This is a genomic window from Hydrogenophaga intermedia, assembly GCF_023715105.1.
Lineage (GTDB): Bacteria > Pseudomonadota > Gammaproteobacteria > Burkholderiales > Burkholderiaceae_C > Hydrogenophaga > Hydrogenophaga intermedia_A.
In genome coordinates this window covers 1-20,496 of the sequence record NZ_JAMBNO010000034.1, presented here as the reverse complement: position 1 = coordinate 20,496, position 20,496 = coordinate 1, and the positions used below count along the sequence as shown (strand labels likewise).

Here is a 20,496-nt window from a genome sequence, read left to right as displayed (position 1 = left end):
CGCGGCGGGCAAGACGCGGGCTCCATAGTGGCACAACGGACCAATTCGCCGCGTAATATTGAGCAAAGAGCGATTGCCTTGTCCCTAAACAACACGATGCAGGAGTCTTCAACATGGTCACACGCAAATTCATCGGGCGACGGCCCACTGCAGCCACTGCTGACCGCTTGCCGCCAGGGCAGTTCAAGACAGATGGTTTTCCTGTGCTCTCGAAAGGAACTACGCCTCGCATCGACATGGCCGCTTGGCAGTTCACTCTGAGCAACGGTCCTCGGCCCGTGAAAAGCTGGAGCTGGGACGAGTTCATGACGCTGCCGCGAACCGTGTGGGAGGGCGACATCCACTGCGTCACGACGTGGTCCAAGTTCGACACACGCTGGGAAGGTGTGACCATCGACGACCTGCTCGCTGATGCCGGCCTAGCGGCTCCCACACCCTGGCTGCTGGCGCTATCGCTAGACGACTACGACACCAACGTGCCTGTTGCCGATTTGCTCGGTGGCCGAGCCATGGTCGCGACGCATTTTGACGGCGAGCCTTTGGCGCCTGAACACGGCGGTCCGGCGCGCTTGCTGGTACCGCACCTGTACTTTTGGAAGAGCGCAAAGTGGATCAAAGGGCTCAAATTCACCGCGCGAGACGAAGCCGGTTTCTGGGAGCTACGTGGATATCACATGTACGGCGATCCCTGGCGAGAGCAACGTTATTCGAGCGATCGCTGATGACGACCGGTGAGCAAAACGACCCGTGGCGTGACGTCAAAATCGAGCGCATTGAGCAACTCACGCCACGCATCAAGAGCGTCTTTCTCGAACTACCAGCACTGACTTCGCACCGCGCGGGTCAGCACGTCAATGTACGGCTGACCGCTCCCGATGGTTATGCCGCGCAACGCAGCTATTCCATTGCATCGGTGCCAGGCGCAGATACCGTCGAGCTCATCATCGAGAAGCTCGACGATGGTGAGGTGTCACCTTTTTTCCATGACATCGCTGAGGCGGGCGAAAGTATCGAAGTACGTGGGCCGCTCGGTGGGCACTTCGTCTGGGGGCCGGCCGATGGCGGGCCGCTGTTGTTGATCGCGGGCGGTTCCGGCATCGCGCCGTTGATGGCGATGGTGCGCGCGTGGGCCGCAGACCTCACAGCGGTAGTGGCGCAGACGGTCGCCACGGTCGAAGTGCCGCAGGTGCCGATGCCCGTGCTGTTGGTCTGCTCCGCACGCACCCCGGCTGACCTACCTTTCCGTGCCGAGTTGCTCGCACTCGAAGCAGCTCGGTCCGACTTCACCTTCATCGCCGTGACTACGCGCGAGCCACCACCGCGGCCGACCGACCTGGGCCGACGGCTCGATGCTGCTGCCATCGCCAACGTGCTCGGCCGCTGGGACCACACACCTCGCCATGTCTACGTATGCGGCGCCAATCGGTTCGTCGAAGCCGTTGCCAACGGACTGGTCGATGCCGGCATACCTGCGGCCCGCATAAAAACTGAGCGGTACGGCGGCGCATAAACTTCGGGCTTCTCTTGGCGGCGCATCTCAATCATCCCACGGGGCTATTCGGCACTTTCATTGGCGGCGACCGGATCTCGTGATCGTCTGCCCACGGTACTGCGGGGAATTCGAGCAACTCAAGAACCACGAGCTGTGGTGGTCGAAGCCAGCTCAGCCTTTTCGTGGCGGAGTTCGGCAGGTCAGTGCCGATATTCACCTTCGTTGGCCACTACAAGCTTGGCGTCCTGTCCTGGCGTCCTGGCGTCCTGGTGCTCTAGGGTGCGAAGACCGATCGGCTTCAGCAGCGCGCTGCCGTCCTACGTCTGGATGTAAAGCTTCGGCAGAGGCGAGCGCATTCAATGCGAACGTTGAGCTCGCCGATGCTCTTGCGCACCGACGTCATTCTCTTCGACAGTGCGGCTCAGGCACGAGATCGGGCAGTTCAGAGGTGGCCATCAGGTGCGTTCCCAAGTGGTGCCGGCGGGGCTGTCCTTGACCACGACGCCCTGTTCGAGCAGGTCCGCCCGGATACGGTCGGCTTCCACAAAATCCTTGAACTGCTTGGCCGCAGCCCGCGCGGCGATGTGCTCCAGGATGGTCGTCTCGTTCAGCCCACCCGACGCGCCTGCCCTGCTTTGCAAGTAGGTCGCGGGATCGGTCTGCAGCAGACCGAGTGTCGCACCCAGCGCCTTGAGCAGACCCGCGACCGCAGGGTCTTTGCTGCGGTTGACCTCACCGGCCAGCTCAAACAGCACCGCCACCGCTTCTGGGGTGCCGAAGTCCTCGTCCATCGCCACGCGAAAACGCTGTGCGTGTGGCTGATTCCAGTCGATCTGGGCCACTGGCGCGGCCGGCGCCAGCGACAACGCGGTGTACAGGCGTTTGAGCGCGCCACGCGCGTCGTCCAGGTGCACGTCGCTGTAGTTCAGCGCGCTGCGGTAGTGCGCGCGCAGGATGAAGAAACGCACCGTTTCCGGGTCGTACTTGGTCAGCACCTCGCGGATGGTGAAGAAGTTGCCGAGGCTCTTGGACATCTTTTCGTTGTCCACACGCACCAAACCGTTGTGCATCCAGAGGCGCGCCAGGGGCTGGCCCGTGGCACCCTCGCTTTGGGCGATCTCGTTTTCGTGGTGGGGAAACTGCAGGTCGGCACCGCCGCCGTGGATGTCGAAGGTTTCACCCAGCGTGGCGCAGCTCATGGCCGAGCACTCGATGTGCCAGCCAGGGCGACCCGCACCGTAGTTGCTTTGCCACTGGGCCTCGGCCGGCTCGTCGGGCTTGGTCGATTTCCAGAGCACGAAATCGAGCGGGTCGTTTTTGTCTGCATCCACCGCCACACGCTCACCCGCACGCAGATCGTCAAGCGATTTGCCCGAGAGCTTGCCGTAGCCTTCGAAGCGGCGCACGGCATAGTTTACGTCGCCGCTTTCGGTGCGGTAAGCCAGACCTTTTTCCTCGAGACGGCCGATCAGCGCCAGCATCTGTGGCACGTACTGCGTCGCGCGCGGCTCGTGGGTGGGTCGCTCGATGCCCAGCGCATCGGCGTCCTGGTGCAGGGCATCCACCAAGCGATCGGTCAACGCGGAAATGGTCTCGTTATTTAGGATGGCGCGGGCAATGATCTTGTCGTCGATGTCGGTGATGTTTCTGACATAGGTCACGCGGTAGCCTGTGGCCTTGAGCCAGCGCTGCACGACATCGAATGCCAGCATGGAGCGCGCATGACCGAGATGGCACAGGTCGTACACCGTCATGCCGCAGACGTACATGCGCACATGACCGGGCTCGATGGGCTGGAACGCTTCCAGACGTCGCGTCAGCGTGTTGTAGATTTTCAGTGGCATGGAAGGGCGGCGAATGTGCTGGCGCGGCCATGGGAGCCGGATCCCCTCAGTTACTGTCCGTCAGTATATCCAGCCCGTCGTTCCACCCCTTGTTCAGCTTCGAGCCTTCAATCAACGTTTCACTGGCCCCGCCCATGTTTTGCGCGAAACAATATCTGCTCAGCGTCTATCTTTCCCGGCTGTCTCGCATCCCCGCAGCCCGATTGAACACAAGCGTGCCATCGTTGGCCGCTTTTGCATCCACTACGAAGTACCCGTGCCGCTCGAATTGGAACGCAGCACCGCCAAACTTCGCTACGGCCATTGACGGCTCAGCGAAGGCCGCGCATGTCACCAGGCTCTCTTTGTTTAGCTCGTCCAGCAATTCCCCGCTGCCAGGCTGTGGTGTGGCAAACAGCCGTTCATACAGACGCACCTCGACAGGCACTGCATCGGCAACCGCGACCCAGGTGATGTTGCCCTTCACCTTCACCGCATCCGCGCCGGGCGTGCCGCTCTTGGTATCGGGCACCAGCGTGGCCAGCACTTCGACCAGCTTGCCGCCGGCGTCGCGCGTGGCACCCGTGCATACGATGGTGTGGCCGTATTTCAGGCGAACCTTGTTGCCTGGGAACAAGCGGAAGAAGCCCTTGGGTTGCACGTCCTCGTAGTCGGTACGTTCGATCCACACTTCGCGGCCGATCTTGAAGCGTCGTAAGCCGCCTTCGGGGTCGCGCGGGTTCACAGGAGCGGTGCAGTCGTCGAGCAGGGCGTCGCTGCCCATCAACTCGGCCCAGTTGGTGATGACGAGCTTCACCGGGTCGAGCACGGCCATCGCTCGCGTGGCGATGGGGTCGAGCGTTTCGCGGAGCGCCGCTTCGAGGCTCGCGTAGTCTATCCAGCCACCGGTCTTGGTCACGCCGCTGCGTTCACAGAACAGCTTGAGCGCTTCGGGTGTGTAGCCGCGACGGCGGAGGCCCGCTAGGGTGGGCATTCGCGGGTCGTCCCAGCCATCGACGTGCCCATCTTCGACCAGTTGGCGCAGCTTGCGCTTGCTGGTAATCACATGCGTCACATTGAGCCGCGCGAATTCATATTGACGCGGATGCGGGCTGGCGATCAAGCCCCCTTCTGCCAAGCGGTAGAGTAGCCAGTCGTAGAACGGTCTCTGGTCTTCGAACTCCAACGTGGCAATCGAATGGGTGATCTGCTCCAACGCGTCCTCGATTGGATGTGCATAGGTGTACATGGGATAGATGCACCACTTATCGCCGGTGTTGTGGTGCGTAGCCCGGCGGATGCGATAAAGCGCCGGGTCGCGCATGTTGATGTTGGAGTTGGCCATGTCGATCTTCGCGCGCAGCGTAGCGGCGCCGTCTTCGAGCTCGCCATCGCGCATCTGCCGAAAGTACGCTAGATTCTCGGCGGGGCTACGTGCACGGAACGGGCTGTCAATGCCGGGCGTGTTGAAGTCGCCGCGCGTGGCGCGCATCTGGTCAGGCGTCTGCTCGTCCACGTAGGCGAGCCCGGCGCTGATCAGGTACTCGGCCGCGCGGTACATGAAGTCAAAGTAGTCGCTGGCGAAGTATTCATGCGGCTGCGTGGTGCCGGGCGCTTCGGGGCGATCGGCCAAGTAGGTCTCATAACCTAGCCACTTCACCGCGTCGCGGATGCTATCTACGTATTCCTGTTCTTCCTTCTCGGGGTTGGTGTCATCGAAGCGCAAGTGACACACGCCGCCGTATTCTTTGGCGAGCTCGAAATTGAGCCAGATGCTTTTGGCATGGCCAATGTGCAGGTAGCCGTTGGGTTCGGGAGGGAAGCGCGTGCGAACCTTGGCGGGGTCTTGCATGCCTTGCGCATGGTGTAGCGAGTCGCCGGGGCTGCCTCCCCATTTGCGTGCTGCATAGACCCCATGCTTAAGGTCGTTTTCGATGACGTGGCGTAGAAAATTGCTTGGCTTGGTGAAATCTTTTTCAACGTGAGAAGTCATCTGTTCATTCTAGTAACGTCCACGATGTGTGGCCCGTTTCAGTTTTGTGAAGCGGACTTGTTGCCCAATTTCCAGGATTGTGAAGACTGGCGCGTGGATAGATTTCGTGTTGGAATCTTGAAGTCGCGGCCAGCCTGATAGCGGTTAAACGTGCGTCTTAACTTCAGTGAAGCATGATCAGCCATAAAGTTGAATTCCCTGGGAGCCTCGGCCATCTGCTGGCCGCGCGGGTAGATAAACCAAACACTTTGCCAAGAGCGTGGGCGGTCTTCGCCCACTGCTTTACGTGTTCCAAAGACTCGAAAGCGGCTGCCTACATTGCGCGTGCGTTGGTCGAAGCCGGTTTCGGCGTGCTTCGCTTCGATTTCACCGGCTTGGGTGGTAGCGGAGGTGACTTCGAAAACACTCATTTCAGCTCAAACGTCGGCGATCTAGTTTCGGCGGCAGACTGGCTGAGAAGTGAACATGGCGCGCCAGCGTTGCTCATCGGACATTCGCTTGGTGGCGCCGCCGTTCTGGCCGCTGCACACCGCATCGCCGATGCGCGTGCGGTGGTGACGCTGGGCGCACCATTCGATCCGGCACAAGTTAAGCGTCAATTTGGGGAGGGGCTGGCTCTCATCGAGTCCAACGGCGAGGCCCGTGTCATGCTTGCGGGCCGCGAGTTCACATTGCGGCGCGAATTTCTTGATGACGTCGCCTCCCAGCCGCAGGCCGAGCGAATCCACGCTTTGCGTCGGCCGCTGCTTGTGCTGCACGCGCCTGGCGACACGATAGTAGGCGTAGACAACGCACGCCGAATCTTCGAACAGGCGCTGCACCCAAAGTCCTTCGTTTCGCTCGACGATGCCGACCATCTGCTCAATAGTCAGAGCGATGCCACATACGCCGCCGGGCTCATCGCTGCCTGGGCGAAGCGGTATTTGCCGGCTCCCGCCCCTCCCCCAGTGGCGTCAACACCCGCAGCGGGGCCGCTACCCGCTGGCGCTGTACGAATCAGTGACCTGCCTGGCAACTTTGCCGTCAATGTTGAAGCAGGGCGCCACACGTTGGTGAGTGACGAACCAGTGGAGGTGGGCGGTGACGACCTAGGCATGGGGCCATACGACCTTCTGCTTGGTGGGCTAGGAGCTTGCACGGCGATGACGTTGCGTCTTTATGCTCGCCATAAAAAATGTCCGCTGTCAAGGACTTTCGATTTGCATCGGACGGACGCAAACCCATATCTGACGCGGGTTTAGAGGGTATTCGGGTTCCGGGTAGCTACGGACCGCATCCATGTCAGGAGTTGCATGGGAGCCTGGGGATTGTGCTTCCCGGCGACCTGAGGCGCGCGCCAGCGCATAGACGCTGAGTGCGCGCACGGTCACCGTACCGCTGGAGCGAGCACGCCTCTGGCAGCCGTGGCCCGCAGCCGCCCAAGGGCAAACGGCGGCGCACACAGTACTCAGCGATCGAACTGCAGGAAACTCTCGACGTTCGCATTCAGCTCTTTCACAAGAGTCTGAGCATCATCGACGATGCGCTGTAGTGAAGCGCCGCCATCCATGTAGACCCTCATGGACACCAGTTGGAGCAGGCTAAGACCGATTCGGCGCAGATCGGCCAGCGTGCTTTCCGGCACAACAGACAGCCTGAAATAGGTCCAAGTGGCGATTTGCTGGCCGATGCCATAGGTTTCCTGCTGGGCTTTCTCGACACGCCCATCGAAGATCTCTTTGTTGGCACGGTCCCACATTTGGGTCAACTTGCGGGCAAGTTTGGCAATCGCCTCCAGGACTTTTCGCTGTGTCTCATCGCTGACCTCGATAGGATCGACCAGATCGCGCATCAACTCCGCAGCAGCGAAGCCTGCGGAGTTGCACACGTCGTTGAAGTTTTCCCCTTCGCCGAGGTAGTGCCGGAACTGTGCGACTTCATCGAGCTTCTCAGCTGTGGCTTCCAACCGTTCATTGACGTGGCTCTCAATGGCCCAGTCGGAGACGGACAGGTCGCGCAGCTTTGACGCATAGACCTCCGCATCTGCCGACCAATCTTCAATCCAGGGTTTCAGGCTTCGCATCTCGGAGTCCGTATCGCTCCAGCGTCGCACGTTGGCGAGCACGTCGGCCAGCGCAGACAGCTCCGGATGATTCTTGGGTCCTTCTGCGGCCTCCCCGGGCATGGAAGCTGTCAAGGCAGCGCGAACCTCTGAGGCCGTCGCCGGTCGGGAGACCGTGCCGTGCCGGATGTACGCGCGCGAATCCACGTAGTACAGAGGCTCTGAACCCTTCTCGACAGTGATGACGAGAACGCCGAGCCCATTTGCCGATGTCCAGCCGATCTGCGGGCGGACGGGGGGATCGATGATCTGGCAAACGCCCACGATCCTTCTGCCGAGATCATCTCGAACCGCTGGGTCATGTGCATTTTCGACTCCTGGAATCGAGCCGTCGTCTGCCACTCCAAGAAGGAGTCGGCCCCCGCTGCTGGAAGCGAAAGCCGCGATTTCCTTGGCAAGATCCCGCACCTGCTTTGGCAGCTCTCGCTTGAATTCCACAGTCTCGCTCTCACCGCCCTGAGCAAGCCGAGGAATATCTTCAGATAGCTGGGCGTCCGCCCACGGTTCGATGGTCATAGCGATATCATGCCCGCGCCTCGAAAGATCTCCACGAATTCCCGAGCTCCCTGCAGCAGCTGGCGCACGCCCACGTCGCGTGATTGCTTTGACTTTGAGTAATCGCTGGTGTGTGCACCATAAACGTATCAGCGCGCCTGCGGGCCTGCGGCAGTTTGACCGAACAGAAGCTTCTTGCCCTCCTCCGTCACCGCAGGACGCGATGCGAAAGGCTCGCCGCGCGCATAGGCCCTGATCGTCGCGGGACGATTGCGAATCGCATCAAACCACCGCCGCAGACTGGGGAACTCGTCGAGTTCCTGCTGCTGGCGCTTCCACGGCACCACCCAGGGGTAGGTCGCCATGTCCGCGATCGAATAGGTTTCACCTGCGAGATATTCCTGCACGGCCAGGCGTCGGTCGAGCACACCGTACAGGCGATTGGTCTCGTTGACGTAGCGCGTGATGGCATAGGGGATCTTCTCGGGCGCATAGATGCCAAAGTGATGGTTCTGACCGGCCATGGGGCCGAGTCCACCGACCTGCCAGAAGAGCCATTCCAGCACCGCCTTGCGCTCACGCAGGTCGGTCGGCATGAAGCGACCCGTTTTCTCCGCAAGATAGACCAGGATGGCGCCCGATTCAAAGACGGTCACGGGCTCCCCGCCGTCGACCGGCTGCATGTCGATGATCGCAGGCATCCGGTTGTTCGGCGAGAACGCGAGGAACTCAGGCTTGAACTGGTCGCCCGCACTGATGTCGACAGGATGAATGCGGTATTCGAGGCCAGCCTCCTCCAGAAACATCGTGACCTTGTGGCCATTGGGCGTGGGCCAATAGTAGAGGTCGATCATTTGCGACTCCGTCGTTGAGATGTGCCGGCGCCATCGAGCAGCGCCAATGCGGGCCGGACAAGCCCACGCAGCAATTCCGGTTCTGGCCGCGATCGCGCGAGGACGCGCAGCCCCATTAGCAAGCCGAGCAGCATCCGGGCGAGATCATCGGCCGGCAACGTGATGTTGATCGCGCCGGCATCTTGGCCGGCCTTGACGCAACGGTAGAAGAAGGCCTCCATGTCGCGCAAGACAGCGGCCAGTGCAGCCTGAAACTCCGCGTCGTGAGGTGCCAGCTCCAGTGCCGAGTTCACGATCAGGCATCCCTTGCGCTGGTCGTCGGCCAGCGACAATTCGATGATCTCATCGAAGAACGCACCGATGGCCGCACGAGGTGCCAACTGGGACTCGAAGCGCCGGACCCGATCGCAAAAGCCTCGCTCGACATAGTGTTCGAGCGCCTGCCGGTACAGCGTGCGTTTGTCGCCAAACGTGTTGTACAGACTGGGGCCGGCGATACCCATCGCGTCGGCCAGGTCCCGCACCGAGGTGGCTTCGTAGCCCCTCGACCAGAAGCATTGAATCGCGGCATCGAGGGCCACTGCTTCGTCAAACTCTCTGGGGCGCGCCATGATCGTTCCTGGATCGGTTCGTGGTTGGCTTCGTGAGTGGATGCGGTGCTTGATGCCGCGTCGTCACAATGCGCTGTGGTCCTTGACCGCCTCTTCCAGCGCGCTCTTGAGCGTCAGGAATCTCGCATCGACCGCTACCGGATCGTTACGGTTGAGCGCAATCATCTGGGCTCTCGCCTCCCCGCCCCGGATGACCTCGAAAGCGTTCGCCTCGATCCCGGCGACGATGGCATCGGCCACCGCAGAAGCAGGCTCGCGCGAAAACCCCAGTTCGGGACCAGCGCGATTCGACTTCATCATCGGCGTGTCCGTGCCTCCAGGATAGGCCGTCAACACATGAATGCCTTCGCCCTTGAGCTCGCGCCTGAGCGCCTCGCCAAAGCGAGCCAGACCTGCTTTCACCGCGGCATACGTTGCATAGAAGGGTGCGCCGACCAGGGCAATGCCGGAGGCGACATTCACCACCATGGCATCTCCGCTGGCCCGCAGAGCGGGGAGCGCCGCGCGGGTCAACAAGACTGGCGCGAGCAAGTCGACGATCACCATCTGCTCGATATCGGCTTCCGTGGTGTTCTCCAGCCGGCCAGCCCGCACGCCGCCGGCGTTGTTGACGAGGATGTCGAGTCCGCCCAGCGTCTGTATCGCCTGGTCCAGCGTGGCCGCGCGTCCCTCGGGACTTCCCACGTCAGCGCAGACGCCCGTCGCCGAGTCAAGGCTGCGCAGTGCATCGTCCAGGACGCTTCTGCGCCTTCCGGTGATGACCACCCTGGCGCCTCGCGCGATCAGCGCATGGGCCAGCGCGAGGCCGATCCCGCTCGATCCGCCCGTGACGAGGACCCGCTTGTTCTTCAGTTCCATTTCAAACTCCTTGCGCCGATGCAGGGGGATAGTTCGACGGGAAGAGCGCACGCTTGGTCTCCTCGTCGTTGATCGCCTTGAACGCATGGCTCTTGGCGAGCGCCCGGGCGCGAGCGACCGCCGGACGCGCATCCACGCCTGCGAACCACCGCTTCAGTTCGGGAAAGGGCCCCAGAGGATCCTCGGCGCCCTTGCGCACGCGGGAAGCGCGATCGAGCCAGCCCCAGGCGGAGATGTCGGCGATCGTGAAACCGCTGCCGACGATGAACTCGCGTCCGGACAGGTGATCGTTGAGAACCTGATAGTGCCGCTCCGCCTCGCGGCGGTAACGATTGGCCGCGTAGTCCAAGCCCTCGGGCGCGGCGAACTGGAAGTGCACCGCCTGCCCGGAGAACGGCCCCAATCCCGAGGCGATGAAGAGCAGCCAGGACAGCAACTCCGGCCGATCCTCGGACGTGCCCAGAAGCTGGCCGGTCTTTTCCGCCAGATAGATCAGGATGGCGGTCGAGTCGAAGACCCTGACTTCGTTGCCGCCCGGCCCCTCGGTATCGACGATGGCCGGTACCTTGCCGTTCGGATTGATCGCACGAAAGGCGGGCGCATGCTGCTCGCCCTTGCTTGTGTCGACCGGCAAGGCTTCGTAGGCCAGACCGGTCTCCTCCAGAAAGAGCGCGATCTTTGCGGGGTTGGGGGTCGGATGAAAGTAGAACCGGATCATGGTGTATGCCTCGTGGTTGCGGAAATCGATGGCTTCGCTGCTTTACGGGCAGGACGTGCTGCCAAGAGCACGCCGCCAACAACGACGGCAAGTGCAACGCACTCTCCACCAGACGGCAGCTCTCCAAGTACGGGAATGGCGGCCAGCGAAGCAACGACCGGAATCAGGGCGATGATGGCTGTGGCCGCAGATGGGCCCAGAAGCGCGACAGAGCGATTGAAGGAAACGATCGCAACGCCGCTCATCAGGACGCCCTGATAGACGGCCTGCAAGCCGATCTCGCTGGGTGAGGCCATGGCGAGGCGACTGAGCCCGCCAAAAATATAGATCGGCAGGAAGAGGATGGCCGACCAGAAGCAGATCAGGGCTGCGGCCTGCACAGGTGTCAGGGCGCTGCGCCGAAAAAGCAGCGTGTAGACGGCCCACATGGCAGCGGCAGTCATCAGGGCGATGAGGCCCATCGGGTTCATGCCACCGTGAGCGGAAACACCGCCTGCAACCATGAACACCAGTCCGATGATGATGGCGAGGTAGCCACACCAGCGCGCGCGGCCCTGTTTCTCTTTCAGGAAAATCCACGCGAAGGCGCCGGCGAATACCGGCATCAGGGTCGGCGCTATCGCTGCCGCGCGGCCGGCCGACGTGAGCTGCAGGCCGAGCGCGACCGCCAGGACGAAGGGCAACCCCCAAAGGCAGGCATAGACCAGCCCCTCACGCCATTCCTTGGCTGATAGGCGTCTCTTTCCCCGCAACAGCACTGGAAGAAGAATGACGGCACCGATGCCGAACCGCAGCGCGGTCACATCCCACAGGCGAAGTTCGCGCGTGACACTGAAGCGCGTCACGACGAACCAGCCCGCAAAGATCGTGACGCTGAGCCCGGCCCAGCAGAATCCGCGCAAGACGTTCCGGGATGATCTCTGAGGCCACGACGCGGCAGCCGGTCCGACTACCGCTTCTTGCACCAAGTCGACGGCCTGCGTCACGTAACCGCCTGCTCTTGCAGCGCCGCAAGAAGTCGCTGCGGGGCCAATCGCTGCCGGTAATCGACCTCGATGAAAGCCAGCGAGATCCTCTGGTTCGGCGTGATCACATAGGTGGCGGGAACGGGCAGCTCCCAACTGGCGTCCCCATTTATGCTCGGCAGCGCCTTGTTGCTGGAACTCAAGGCATCGCGCAGTTCCTGCGGCAATGGATAGACCAGCCCGAATTGGCGAGCCACGTCATTGCCCAGATCGCTCAGGACGTTAAACGTCAACGCCTCGCGCTCCGCGGTTGACAGTGATGCGTCCGGAAGCTGAGGTGAGATGGCCAGCATGCTTGCGCCAAAGGATGCCAACTCGGGCAGCAAGGCCTGGTAGGACCGCAGTTGGAGGTTGCAGTACGGACACCAGCCACCTCGATAGAAGGTCACCACCACAGGACCTTGCTTGAGAGCAGCGGACAGCGACACCGTGCCGCCTTGGGCGTCCGGCAACGAAAAGTCGGGGGCCCTGTCTCCCTCCTTCAGCGCAGCGTGCCTCGCAAAGGTCGATCGCAGTTCCTCGATCCTGGACTCATAGAGCGCGACCCGGCCGGCTGGAGCGGTGCGGGCGAACTCCTTTCGCAATTCTTGCAGTTGTCGATCAAGATCAATAACGGCCACTTGGATCTCCCTTCGAGCAAGGCAGTCGCGGCGGGGATCGCAGCGGACTCCCGTTATTTTATATCAGTCGATAAAAAATGGCTTGTGTCAAGCGTTTTGCCTGAATGCAGGTCGCATCAGAAGCCTATACAGGTCAACGGGCTAGATCGAATCGAGGTTGCTTGGAGAGCTTCCGACTTTATGGGCCAGGAGCCACACAGAAGCATCGCGGCAGAAAGCCTCATCGCGTCATGGCGGGCGATCAAGCAACCGTCGAGGGATTCTCATCCCCACCTCGCCGCTGAAAGCGAACGCGCAGCCCTTGGGCTGCGCGCTGGTCATGCGGTGGCTGATGATAGTAAAGCGTGGTCAGCTTGGTTTCGGAGGCGGGGCCTTAGCCTCGCCGCTTTTCCTGAATCCCCGATCTCCGGCCATGAACGCCTCCAGCATGTATGGGATCAGCGTCGTCGCATCGACTGCTTCACCGTGGGCCTGCGCATGCAGCGCGGCGTAGCGGTCGAGATCGGCCTTGAGGCTGATCGGGCACGCGAAGGTCAGCTTGACGCTCTCGGTCTTGGGCAATGGCCCCAGTCGCAGTTTGCGCGTTGTGCTCATCGTGAAGTCCCCCGGTTGAAGAACAGCGGCTGGTATGGCCGCAGCACCAGGTCGCGGTTGACGATGATGCGCACCGGCAGGCCGGGCCGCTCTGTCAGTGTCGGCTGGATGTTGAGGTTGCGCCGGGTCATCTCCTGTCCCGCCTGGTTCACACTGTCTTGCAGGCTGTCGCGTCCGGCGATGATGACGCGATCGCCGCCCTGACGATTCTCCGGTGCGGCCAGCTCGGCACCGACGCCCAGCAGCGTCGTCAGTGCCGCGCCAGCGAAGATGCGATCCCAATGCCAATCGACGCCATCCTCCAGGCCGGCGTAGCCGGCCGGGTCAGTGCCGGCCAAGTTGTCGAGCGTGAGCGATGACGTGTCCGGCAGGATGACCCGGTTCCACACCACCTGCACGCGGCTCTGCCCATAAGCGACCTGGCTGTTGTATTTGCCGAAGATGCGCGATCCCTGCGGGATCAGCAGATAGCGGCCGGTCGCGGTGTCGTACACCGGCTCCGTCACCGTGCCGATCACGTCGCCCGGCAGGTCGGACTTGATGCCCGTTACGAGCGCCGCGGCGATCACCGTGCCGGCCATCACCTGGTACGGCGAAGTCGGCATTTGCAGAATGCCGGAATTACGGGTTTCCGTAGTTCCGACTTTCTGGAACGCCTCTTTCTGGTCTTGGCGGTTCTGCACGGCAGTCGGGTCGGCGGGCTGGGCCGCCGTCGAGGCCGGTCCTGCGGCCTGCGGATCGAAGCCGGTTAAGCCAGATGTCGGGCTGGCGGCGGCCACCTGCGTCGGCGCCGTAGCGGCGCGCTGGTTGCTGGAGCGGAAGAACACTGACGATCCCGCTGCCGCTTCAGCCTCCTTGCGCCGCGCGTCACGCTCGGCGGCGCCGGGGTCTTGGCCGGGCGGCGAGTAGCGGGCCACCGCCTGCTGTTGAGACTTCACGATGGCCGGCCCCAGGTCGCCGGGCAACGGCGGCCCCAACTCTGGCACCTTAGGCGGTAGCTTGGAGTAATCAGTGGGAAGCTGGTCCAGTCCTTCGGAGCGCGAGACGCGATCGACGTTGTAAAGCTCGGCCGGCTCGTTGCCGCTGCGCCGATGCGTCGGCTGCAATGACCACATCGTTGCGCCCAGCACGGCCACGCCGAGGCCGCCGGTCAGCAGCGCCAGCGTTCGCCGATTCAAGCGTGTCACCGGGCGCGGCTGAGCCCGCAGCGCCACGTTCTCGGGCGCGACCTTCGGCGCAGTGTCGGGAATCGGCACATCTGGGGTTTCGTCCTGGCTCATGGTCATTTCCCCCGCGTGCCATCCGTGCGCTCGATGCGCACCACGTCGCCCTTGTCCCCGCCCAAGCGAAGTTCGGCCGCGCCGAACAGCCGATCCACGATGTAGTACGGTGAGCGGAAGCGGTAGTTCACCAGTTGCCCGTCGCCCTGAGCGCCGATCACGAACAAGGGAGGCAACTCGCCCTGCGCGATGCCTCCCGGGAACTGGATATAGACCTTCTTGCCGTCGTCGAAAGCGCGCAATGGCTTCCACGGTGGATTGCTGCCGCTGACCGCGTAGCGGAAGCGGATCTTCTCCAGCGACAGGCCGGTATCGACCGGCGCCGTCGCCTGCGCGGCCTGCGACTGGCGCTGCAAGGCCAACATCCGATCTTTCGGATAGTCCCAAGACACCGATGCCATCCACGCTTTTTCCGTCGAGGTCAGTTCCAGCAGGTATGTCCTGCGGTTCGTGGTGACGACCAGATTGGTCTTGAGACCCGACCGGGTGGGCTTCACCAGCACGTTGACGCGCAGCTCGGCGCCGGCGCCGCTGGACGTATCGCCAACGATCCAACGCACCGTGTCGCCGGCGGCGACCGTCACCAGTTCCTCGCCCGGCTGTAGGGACACGACGGTGACGCGCCCCGGCGCAGCGTAGACCTGATACAGCGCGCCGTCGGTGAAAGGCCACACCTGAATCGCGTTGACGTAGCCCTCGCGCGTCGGCGCCATGCGCGCCTCGGCGTTGGCACGCGAGACTCGCACGGTTTCGTCGGCCGACTCCGGCGCGGGCTTGGCTTCGTCCACGTCAGGCAGCGGCTTCATCTGCGCCGGCATCGGCAGCACCTTCGGCACCTCCACCACTTCCACCGGCTTCGGTGGTTCGGGCAACGGTTGCGCCAGCACCGGCTCATCGAGCGAGATGCGCGGCGGGGGCTTGCCCTGCGAGGCGCAGCCCATCAGTGACGACGCGGTGGCCGCCAAAGTCAGCACAAAAGCGTAAAAGCGGAAAGACAGGTTCATGGCTTGGCTCCTTCGGACGCATCCAGTTCGCGGCTCCACGACAAGCCGTTGACGTAGATGCCCAGCGGGTTCTTGCGCAGGCGTTGCTCGGTGCGCGGGGTTTGCAGGACGATGGAAATCACGGCGTTCCAGCGTTGGGTGCCCGCCGGCGCGCCGTTGACGAAACGCTGCTCCGTCCAGCGCACGTTGAACGACGAATCGCTGGCGCGAACGACGCTGGTGATCTGCACGGTTACCGACTCCTTGCCGACGCGCGCGAACGGATCATTCGTGTGCGCGTAGTCGTTGAGTACCGCTGCGCCGCGATCGGTGGTGTAGTCGTAGGCATCCAGCCAGTTCTGCCGTACCACGATGGGGTCAATCGACAGCGACCGAACCAGCGTGATGAAGTGCGCCAAGTGGTAGGCGACCTGTGCATCTGCTGGCCGGTACGGCGTGGCGGCCTCGCCGATCGCGCGCACCTGGCCGGTCTTGTCCACCTCCACCACGTAGGGCGTGACGATGGACTGCGCCGAGCGCCAAACCAGGCCGCCCGCCATCAAGAGCGCCAGCGCGAGGCAGCCAAAGGCCATCAGCCGCCAATTCTTCGCCTGCACCCGGGCCGAGCCGATGCGCTCGTCCCATACCTGCGCGGCGGCTTGATACGGGGTGGCAGGCTGCGGCGTATCGGCGTAGCGCACCTGCGGTCGTTTGAATCGCATAGCTGGTTCTCCTCAAGAATCGGAATCGGTAAGGCTTGGTCCGCTGCCCGAGCCGCCGCCGTCCCCGCCGCGCAGCGTGTGTGCGGCAGTGGTGGCGGCATGGGATATCTGCTGGCGGCGATGCAGCCGCTTGGCCCAGGCGGGTTGTTGTTGGTTGGCGCTATTCGCGGCGGCTTCGCCTGCGGCGGTCGGGCCTGATGCGGCAGCACCGGCCGTTGCGCCACCACCGGACGCCTGTTCCGCACCATCCGAGCGGAAGGCGGCAGCGGCGCGCTGCCCGATTGAGCGCGCGCTAGCGGCGGCCCTCTGGCCGACCGCCTGCGCGCCGGTCTTGGCGACGTTACCTAGGCCCGCCATTGCACCTTTCGCACCACCGCCGGCAGAGGCGGAACCGACCTGAAACGCCGACCGTGCGCTGCTGGCGGTCGAGGCAGCGGCGCGGGCGCCGCTGCCGATGGCGCTGGCGGCAGCTGGTGCCATGCGCGCTCCAGCCACCACAGCGCTACCGACGCCGGTAGCGGCAGCGCCGACTGCGACTGCGGTCCCCGCCGCACCCAGGGCGGCGCCAGCCATCGCGCCAGCACCGAGTTGTGGGCCGCCTGAAATCAACCCGGTGGCGATGCCTGGCCCGAAGATGCCCAGCGCAAGCATTGCCAACGACGCCAGCATCACCACCAGCGCATGGTCTATGGAAGGCTCGCCCGGCGTGGTCGGGAACTCTGCGAACAACCCCGTACCGATGCCGACGATGACAGCCAGCACCAATACCTTGATGCCCGACGACACGACGTTACCGAGCACCTTTTCAGCGAGGAACGCGGTCTTGTTCCAAAGCGCGAACGGCACCAGCACGAAGCCGGCGAGCGTGGTCAGCTTGAACTCGATCAGCGTGACGAAGAGCTGCACCGCCAGCACAAAGAAGCTGAGGATGACGATGAACCAGGCGAGGAACATCACGACGATGGGCGCGATGTTGACAAACACTTCCGGAAAGCCTGCCATCTCACTTATCTGTTGAAGGATCGGCGCCGCCGCGTCAATGCCGGACTTAGGGCTACGCTGAATAAGTCGAGAGGTGGCGCGAGGTTTGCATGTATCGTGTCATCAGAGACACGAAGGTGAAGATGAAGCAACAGACCCTGGCGATGGCCGCCGATCAAGGCGATGGCTACGAGCAGTACCGCAAGCTCACCAAGCGGGACACATTCCTGGCGACGATGGAGCAGATCGTGCCGTGGCAGGAGCTGTGCTCGGTCATCGAGCCTCACTACCCTAAGGCCGGCAACGGGCGCCCACCGATCGGGCTGGAACGCATGCTGCGGATGTACTTCGTGCATCACTGGTTCAACCTGGCTGATGAGGCCTGCGAGGAGGCTCTGCTCGACAGCACGGCGTTGCGCCGCTTTGTGGGCATCGATCTGGGGCGTGAACGTGTGCCTGACGGGACCACGCTGCTGAAGTTTCGTCGCTTGCTGGAGAAGCACCAGCTGGGCGAGGCCTTGTTTGCCAAGGTGGGGGAGGTACTGCAGGCGCGGGGCATGAAGGTAGGCACCGGCACCATCGTAGACGCCACCATCATCGGCGCACCCAGCTCGACCAAGAACGCGGACAAGCAGCGCGACCCCGAGATGCACCAAACCCGCAAAGGTCAGCAGTGGTACTTTGGCATGAAGATGCACATCGGCGTGGACAGCCGCACCGGACTGGCGCACAGCGCTGTGGTGACGGCGGCCAATGTGCATGACAAACACCCGCTGCCCGAGCTGCTGCACGGCAACGAACAGCGTGTGTACGGCGACAGCGCCTACGCCAGTCAGAGGGCGTTGATCGAATCGAAGGCGCCACGGGCCAAGGACTTCACGAACCAGCGCGTGCGCAGGGGTGGCGAGATCGACGAGGCCGCGCGCTCGAAGAATCACAACAAGTCCAAGATCCGCGCCCGGGTCGAACACGTCTTTGCCGTGGTCAAGCGGCTCTGGGGCTTTGCCAAGGTGCGCTACCGAGGCCTTGCCAAGAACGCCACACGCTCGTTCGTGGTGCTGGGTCTGGCCAACATCTACCTGGCGCGAAAGCGTTTCGCGGCATGAGTGCGCCTGTTGCACGCCAGAAGCGTGCGCGCGAGGGCTGTATGGCCCAGGAACGGGGTCAAATCACGCCACTTACCCGCGCCAGCGACCCCTTGCGCAGCGGGCCACTCAATTCGGCTACTTGTTCAGCGCAGCCTTAGCGAGGTGTCCCGGTTGCAGGAACGTCGCCATGCTCACGGTCGAGCCGGACGCTGTCAGGCCCAAGCCGGCGAAAGAGCGAAACACGATGCTGGCCAGCATGTTGAAATTGCCGATGATGTAGGCGAAGGCGCCGACGTAGAGCACCTTGCGAATGAGCTTCGCCATCACGTCGTCGCCCTGGCCGGTCGCATGGCCGAGCGCCCAATACAACCCGGCGAGCGTCATGTCGATCGCCACCAGCGTCGCGGTCAGGAACGCGACTTCGCCGCGCAGCAGACCGAAGCCGGAGTCGATGTAGGTAGAAAAGACGTTGAGAAAATGGTCAATGATGGAAACGTCGTTCATGGCCGTTCCTCCGTCGGCGTGCTGGGGCCGTCGAAGCTGGCCGGGATCGGCGGCAGGTCAGCCAGCGTTTGGTATTCACCTGGCCCGGCCCGCCCGGAGAGGAAGCGGCGTAGGTCTGCCTGGTCCACTCGCGCGCAGAACCCGTCGTCGTGTTCGCCACGGTGGCACTGCGCACGCAACGCGTGCAGCTGCGCCGGATCAGCGGCCAGCGCATCGACCGACAATGCCTGCGGCCGGTTGCAGCCGGCCAGCAGGCACGCGAAGGCGAACAGGATGGGCGCGCGTTTCATGGCTATGCCCGTCAGTTGCCGTAGAAATTGACCGACTGCGGCGTGTACGCCGTGCCGGTGCCGAGGAAGCGCCGCGTCACCTCGCGCCCACGTTCGACGGCAGCGGCCTGCCGCGCCAGTTCCAGTGCCGTGGCACGTCCCTGCGTGAGCTGGAGCTGTTGTGACTGGACGGACTGCTTCGCTTGCAAGGCCAAGAGTTGGTTGGTCGCCTGCATGGCTTGCAAGGCGCCGGTAGCCGACTGGCTTTGGCCTACGAGATCCGTCAAAACACCCTCGTCTTCGGTCACGTTCTGCGACACCTGCGCCTGCATCTGCATCGCGGTCTGCAAGCCATTGAGCGTGTTCTGCCAACGCTGGTGCGCGTCCTGGTACATCTGATTGCCGCTCACGGTCGCGGCGTACTGCTGCGGGTACAACTGCGCGAACTGCTGATCCATGCTCTGCACTTGGAACGCCAGCCCTTGCGCCTGCGTGATGAGTTGCTGGGTGGTCGCCAGCGTCGAGCGCAGCCGGTTGACCACGTCGAAAGGCAGGCTCGCCAGGTTGCGCCCCTGATTTATCAGCGACTGCGCCTGGTTCTGGAGTTGTTGAATCTGGTTATTGATTTGCTCCAGCGTGCGAACCGCAGTCAACGTGTTCTGCACAAGGTTGGTCGGATCGACGACAACCCACTGCGCTTGCGCAGCGGGCATGACACCGATCAACGCGGCAACAGCGAGGGTGACAAGGCGAATCTTCATGGCGAAACCTCCAGAGGTTGACGAGCGAGGAAGGACGCGGCGGACGGTGCGGACGGCAGCAGGTCGGCCGCCCAATCAAGGCCGCGATGGCGCAGCCAGGCACCGGCAAAGCCCGGTGCACCGGCATCGGTAAGCACGCCGTCGATGGCGCGCTGGTCCTGGGGCGTCGAGGCGCCCGCGAATGCGAGCGTGACGGGCCCCAAATCGAGGTCGAACAGGCGATTGCCTGCACGGGATTGGTAGTAGTAGTCGCGTTTGGGCTGCGCGGTGGCGACGATCTCGATCTGGCGGCTGTTGAGGCCAAAGCCTTCGTAGATCGTGCGAATCTGCGGCTCGGTTGCCTGAGGGTTCGGCAGAAAGATGCGGCTGGCGCAGCTTTCGATGATCGCGGGAGCGATGCTCGAATCCTTGATGTCGGCGAGCGACTGCGTGGCGAAGATGACGCTGACGTTCTTCTTGCGCAGCGTCTTGAGCCATTGGCGGATGCGCGCGGCGAATACCGGGTCGTCGAGGAACAGCCAGGACTCATCGAGGATCAGCAGGGTCGGCGCACCGTCGAACCGCTCATCGAAGCGTGCGAACAGGTAGCCCAGCACGGCTAGGGAAGGTCTGCAAAACCTCCCTCCCGTTGAACTGGCAAACGGCGTGAAGTGAGGAGAAGATAGGGGCATGAACCAAATCACGCTGGGGCTGGACCCCCTCCACAAGAAGACGCGCAAGGAAG

The 20,496-nt window shown here is 63.0% G+C and carries 20 protein-coding genes and 3 pseudogenes; 4 read left to right on the top strand and 19 right to left on the bottom strand.

Features of this window, described 5'->3' with window-relative positions:
• Positions 1 to 113 precede the first annotated feature (113 nt).
• Positions 114 to 722: a sulfite oxidase-like oxidoreductase gene (locus M3149_RS21015; protein ID WP_026437594.1), complete on the top strand. Its 609-nt coding sequence runs from the start codon at positions 114 to 116 to the stop codon at positions 720 to 722.
• A complete protein-coding gene (locus M3149_RS21010; RefSeq protein ID WP_026437595.1) occupies positions 722 to 1,510 on the top strand; it encodes an FAD-binding oxidoreductase in 789 nt (262 codons plus the stop codon). The genes M3149_RS21015 and M3149_RS21010 overlap by 1 nt, the downstream gene beginning before the upstream one ends.
• Before the next feature lie 437 nt (positions 1,511 to 1,947).
• Here M3149_RS21010 and cysS read toward each other — a convergent pair whose 3' ends face one another.
• The 3 genes from cysS to M3149_RS23220 form a co-directional block, all read right to left on the bottom strand.
• Positions 1,948 to 3,336: a cysteine--tRNA ligase gene (cysS, locus tag M3149_RS21005; RefSeq protein ID WP_026437596.1), complete on the bottom strand. Its 1,389-nt coding sequence runs from the start codon at positions 3,334 to 3,336 to the stop codon at positions 1,948 to 1,950.
• Between the two features lie 166 nt (positions 3,337 to 3,502).
• Positions 3,503 to 5,308, bottom strand: a complete 1,806-nt coding sequence (glnS, locus tag M3149_RS21000) for a glutamine--tRNA ligase (protein ID WP_251711341.1) — start codon at positions 5,306 to 5,308, stop codon at positions 3,503 to 3,505.
• A gap of 38 nt (positions 5,309 to 5,346) precedes the next feature.
• Positions 5,347 to 5,718, bottom strand: a complete 372-nt coding sequence (locus tag M3149_RS23220) for a hypothetical protein (RefSeq protein WP_238323273.1) — start codon at positions 5,716 to 5,718, stop codon at positions 5,347 to 5,349.
• On the opposite strand from M3149_RS23220, the gene M3149_RS20990 reads away from it, so the two are divergent.
• Positions 5,626 to 6,549, top strand: a complete 924-nt coding sequence (locus M3149_RS20990; RefSeq protein ID WP_238323272.1) for a bifunctional alpha/beta hydrolase/OsmC family protein — start codon at positions 5,626 to 5,628, stop codon at positions 6,547 to 6,549. The two genes, M3149_RS23220 and M3149_RS20990, sit on opposite strands and share 93 nt — an antisense overlap.
• A 206-nt stretch (positions 6,550 to 6,755) precedes the next feature.
• Here the strand turns inward: M3149_RS20990 and M3149_RS20985 are convergent, their stop codons facing one another.
• The 12 genes and pseudogenes from M3149_RS20985 to M3149_RS20930 all read right to left on the bottom strand — a co-directional run.
• Positions 6,756 to 7,925 (bottom strand): AlbA family DNA-binding domain-containing protein, encoded by a 1,170-nt coding sequence (locus M3149_RS20985; RefSeq protein ID WP_020820181.1) that lies wholly within the window; start codon positions 7,923 to 7,925, stop codon positions 6,756 to 6,758.
• 128 nt (positions 7,926 to 8,053) lie between these two features.
• Positions 8,054 to 8,758 (bottom strand): glutathione binding-like protein, encoded by a 705-nt coding sequence (locus M3149_RS20980; RefSeq protein WP_013521170.1) that lies wholly within the window; start codon positions 8,756 to 8,758, stop codon positions 8,054 to 8,056.
• Positions 8,755 to 9,369, bottom strand: a complete 615-nt coding sequence (locus M3149_RS20975; protein ID WP_013521171.1) for a TetR/AcrR family transcriptional regulator — start codon at positions 9,367 to 9,369, stop codon at positions 8,755 to 8,757. The genes M3149_RS20980 and M3149_RS20975 overlap by 4 nt, the downstream gene beginning before the upstream one ends.
• 63 nt (positions 9,370 to 9,432) lie before the next feature.
• Positions 9,433 to 10,227 (bottom strand): SDR family NAD(P)-dependent oxidoreductase, encoded by a 795-nt coding sequence (locus M3149_RS20970; protein WP_013521172.1) that lies wholly within the window; start codon positions 10,225 to 10,227, stop codon positions 9,433 to 9,435.
• A 1-nt stretch (position 10,228) separates the two neighbouring features.
• Complete coding sequence (locus M3149_RS20965; protein ID WP_013521173.1) at positions 10,229 to 10,945, bottom strand: glutathione S-transferase family protein; 717 nt, start codon at positions 10,943 to 10,945, stop codon at positions 10,229 to 10,231.
• On the bottom strand, positions 10,942 to 11,931 hold the full coding sequence (locus tag M3149_RS20960) for a DMT family transporter (RefSeq protein ID WP_013521174.1): 990 nt from the start codon (positions 11,929 to 11,931) through the stop codon (positions 10,942 to 10,944). Before M3149_RS20960 ends, M3149_RS20965 begins: the two co-directional genes overlap by 4 nt.
• Positions 11,928 to 12,590, bottom strand: a complete 663-nt coding sequence (locus M3149_RS20955) for a peroxiredoxin-like family protein (RefSeq protein WP_013521175.1) — start codon at positions 12,588 to 12,590, stop codon at positions 11,928 to 11,930. Before M3149_RS20955 ends, M3149_RS20960 begins: the two co-directional genes overlap by 4 nt.
• Positions 12,591 to 12,938: 348 nt before the next feature.
• Positions 12,939 to 13,184, bottom strand: coding sequence for a DUF2274 domain-containing protein (locus M3149_RS20950; RefSeq protein ID WP_251711340.1), 246 nt, complete (start codon positions 13,182 to 13,184; stop codon positions 12,939 to 12,941).
• Entirely contained in the window at positions 13,181 to 14,464 is a 1,284-nt protein-coding gene (locus M3149_RS20945; protein WP_251711339.1) for a TrbI/VirB10 family protein, read from the bottom strand. Before M3149_RS20945 ends, M3149_RS20950 begins: the two co-directional genes overlap by 4 nt.
• Positions 14,465 to 14,466: 2 nt before the next feature.
• Positions 14,467 to 15,468, bottom strand: coding sequence for a P-type conjugative transfer protein TrbG (gene trbG, locus M3149_RS20940; RefSeq protein ID WP_251711338.1), 1,002 nt, complete (start codon positions 15,466 to 15,468; stop codon positions 14,467 to 14,469).
• Positions 15,465 to 16,169, bottom strand: a complete 705-nt coding sequence (trbF, locus tag M3149_RS20935; protein ID WP_026437602.1) for a conjugal transfer protein TrbF — start codon at positions 16,167 to 16,169, stop codon at positions 15,465 to 15,467. Before trbF ends, trbG begins: the two co-directional genes overlap by 4 nt.
• A gap of 12 nt (positions 16,170 to 16,181) precedes the next feature.
• Positions 16,182 to 17,228 (bottom strand): annotated as a pseudogene (locus tag M3149_RS20930) (type IV secretion system protein); the annotation flags it as partial.
• Positions 17,229 to 17,293: 65 nt separating this feature from the next.
• Between M3149_RS20930 and M3149_RS20925 the strand changes: the two are divergent.
• A complete protein-coding gene (locus M3149_RS20925) occupies positions 17,294 to 18,256 on the top strand; it encodes an IS5 family transposase (RefSeq protein WP_251711337.1) in 963 nt (320 codons plus the stop codon).
• A 123-nt stretch (positions 18,257 to 18,379) separates the two neighbouring features.
• On the opposite strand, the pseudogene M3149_RS20920 reads toward M3149_RS20925, so the two are convergent.
• The 4 genes and pseudogenes from M3149_RS20920 to M3149_RS20905 all read right to left on the bottom strand — a co-directional run.
• Positions 18,380 to 18,742, bottom strand: a pseudogene (locus M3149_RS20920) (type IV secretion system protein); the annotation flags it as partial.
• Positions 18,739 to 19,032 (bottom strand): hypothetical protein, encoded by a 294-nt coding sequence (locus M3149_RS20915; RefSeq protein WP_026437604.1) that lies wholly within the window; start codon positions 19,030 to 19,032, stop codon positions 18,739 to 18,741. The pseudogene M3149_RS20920 and the gene M3149_RS20915, both read right to left, overlap by 4 nt.
• An 11-nt stretch (positions 19,033 to 19,043) precedes the next feature.
• Positions 19,044 to 19,772: a P-type conjugative transfer protein TrbJ gene (trbJ, locus tag M3149_RS20910; protein WP_251711336.1), complete on the bottom strand. Its 729-nt coding sequence runs from the start codon at positions 19,770 to 19,772 to the stop codon at positions 19,044 to 19,046.
• A pseudogene (locus M3149_RS20905) lies at positions 19,769 to 20,374 on the bottom strand (conjugal transfer protein TrbE); the annotation flags it as partial. The pseudogene M3149_RS20905 and the gene trbJ, both read right to left, overlap by 4 nt.
• Positions 20,375 to 20,496: the final 122 nt, after the last annotated feature.

Excerpts from the sequence above, each read along its gene's own strand:
- M3149_RS21015 (WP_026437594.1), top strand. The coding sequence starts at position 114 with ATGGTCACACGCAAATTCATCGGGCGACGGCCCACTGCAGCCACTGCT.
- M3149_RS21010 (WP_026437595.1), top strand. The coding sequence starts at position 722 with ATGACGACCGGTGAGCAAAACGACCCGTGGCGTGACGTCAAAATCGAG.
- cysS (WP_026437596.1), bottom strand. The coding sequence starts at position 3,336 with ATGCCACTGAAAATCTACAACACGCTGACGCGACGTCTGGAAGCGTTC.
- glnS (WP_251711341.1), bottom strand. The coding sequence starts at position 5,308 with ATGACTTCTCACGTTGAAAAAGATTTCACCAAGCCAAGCAATTTTCTA.
- M3149_RS23220 (WP_238323273.1), bottom strand. The coding sequence starts at position 5,718 with ATGAGTGTTTTCGAAGTCACCTCCGCTACCACCCAAGCCGGTGAAATC.
- M3149_RS20985 (WP_020820181.1), bottom strand. The coding sequence starts at position 7,925 with ATGACCATCGAACCGTGGGCGGACGCCCAGCTATCTGAAGATATTCCT.
- M3149_RS20980 (WP_013521170.1), bottom strand. The coding sequence starts at position 8,758 with ATGATCGACCTCTACTATTGGCCCACGCCCAATGGCCACAAGGTCACG.
- M3149_RS20975 (WP_013521171.1), bottom strand. The coding sequence starts at position 9,369 with ATGGCGCGCCCCAGAGAGTTTGACGAAGCAGTGGCCCTCGATGCCGCG.
- M3149_RS20970 (WP_013521172.1), bottom strand. The coding sequence starts at position 10,227 with ATGGAACTGAAGAACAAGCGGGTCCTCGTCACGGGCGGATCGAGCGGG.
- M3149_RS20965 (WP_013521173.1), bottom strand. The coding sequence starts at position 10,945 with ATGATCCGGTTCTACTTTCATCCGACCCCCAACCCCGCAAAGATCGCG.
- M3149_RS20950 (WP_251711340.1), bottom strand. The coding sequence starts at position 13,184 with ATGAGCACAACGCGCAAACTGCGACTGGGGCCATTGCCCAAGACCGAG.
- M3149_RS20945 (WP_251711339.1), bottom strand. The coding sequence starts at position 14,464 with ATGAGCCAGGACGAAACCCCAGATGTGCCGATTCCCGACACTGCGCCG.
- trbG (WP_251711338.1), bottom strand. The coding sequence starts at position 15,468 with ATGAACCTGTCTTTCCGCTTTTACGCTTTTGTGCTGACTTTGGCGGCC.
- trbF (WP_026437602.1), bottom strand. The coding sequence starts at position 16,169 with ATGCGATTCAAACGACCGCAGGTGCGCTACGCCGATACGCCGCAGCCT.
- M3149_RS20925 (WP_251711337.1), top strand. The coding sequence starts at position 17,294 with ATGAAGCAACAGACCCTGGCGATGGCCGCCGATCAAGGCGATGGCTAC.
- M3149_RS20915 (WP_026437604.1), bottom strand. The coding sequence starts at position 19,032 with ATGAAACGCGCGCCCATCCTGTTCGCCTTCGCGTGCCTGCTGGCCGGC.
- trbJ (WP_251711336.1), bottom strand. The coding sequence starts at position 19,772 with ATGAAGATTCGCCTTGTCACCCTCGCTGTTGCCGCGTTGATCGGTGTC.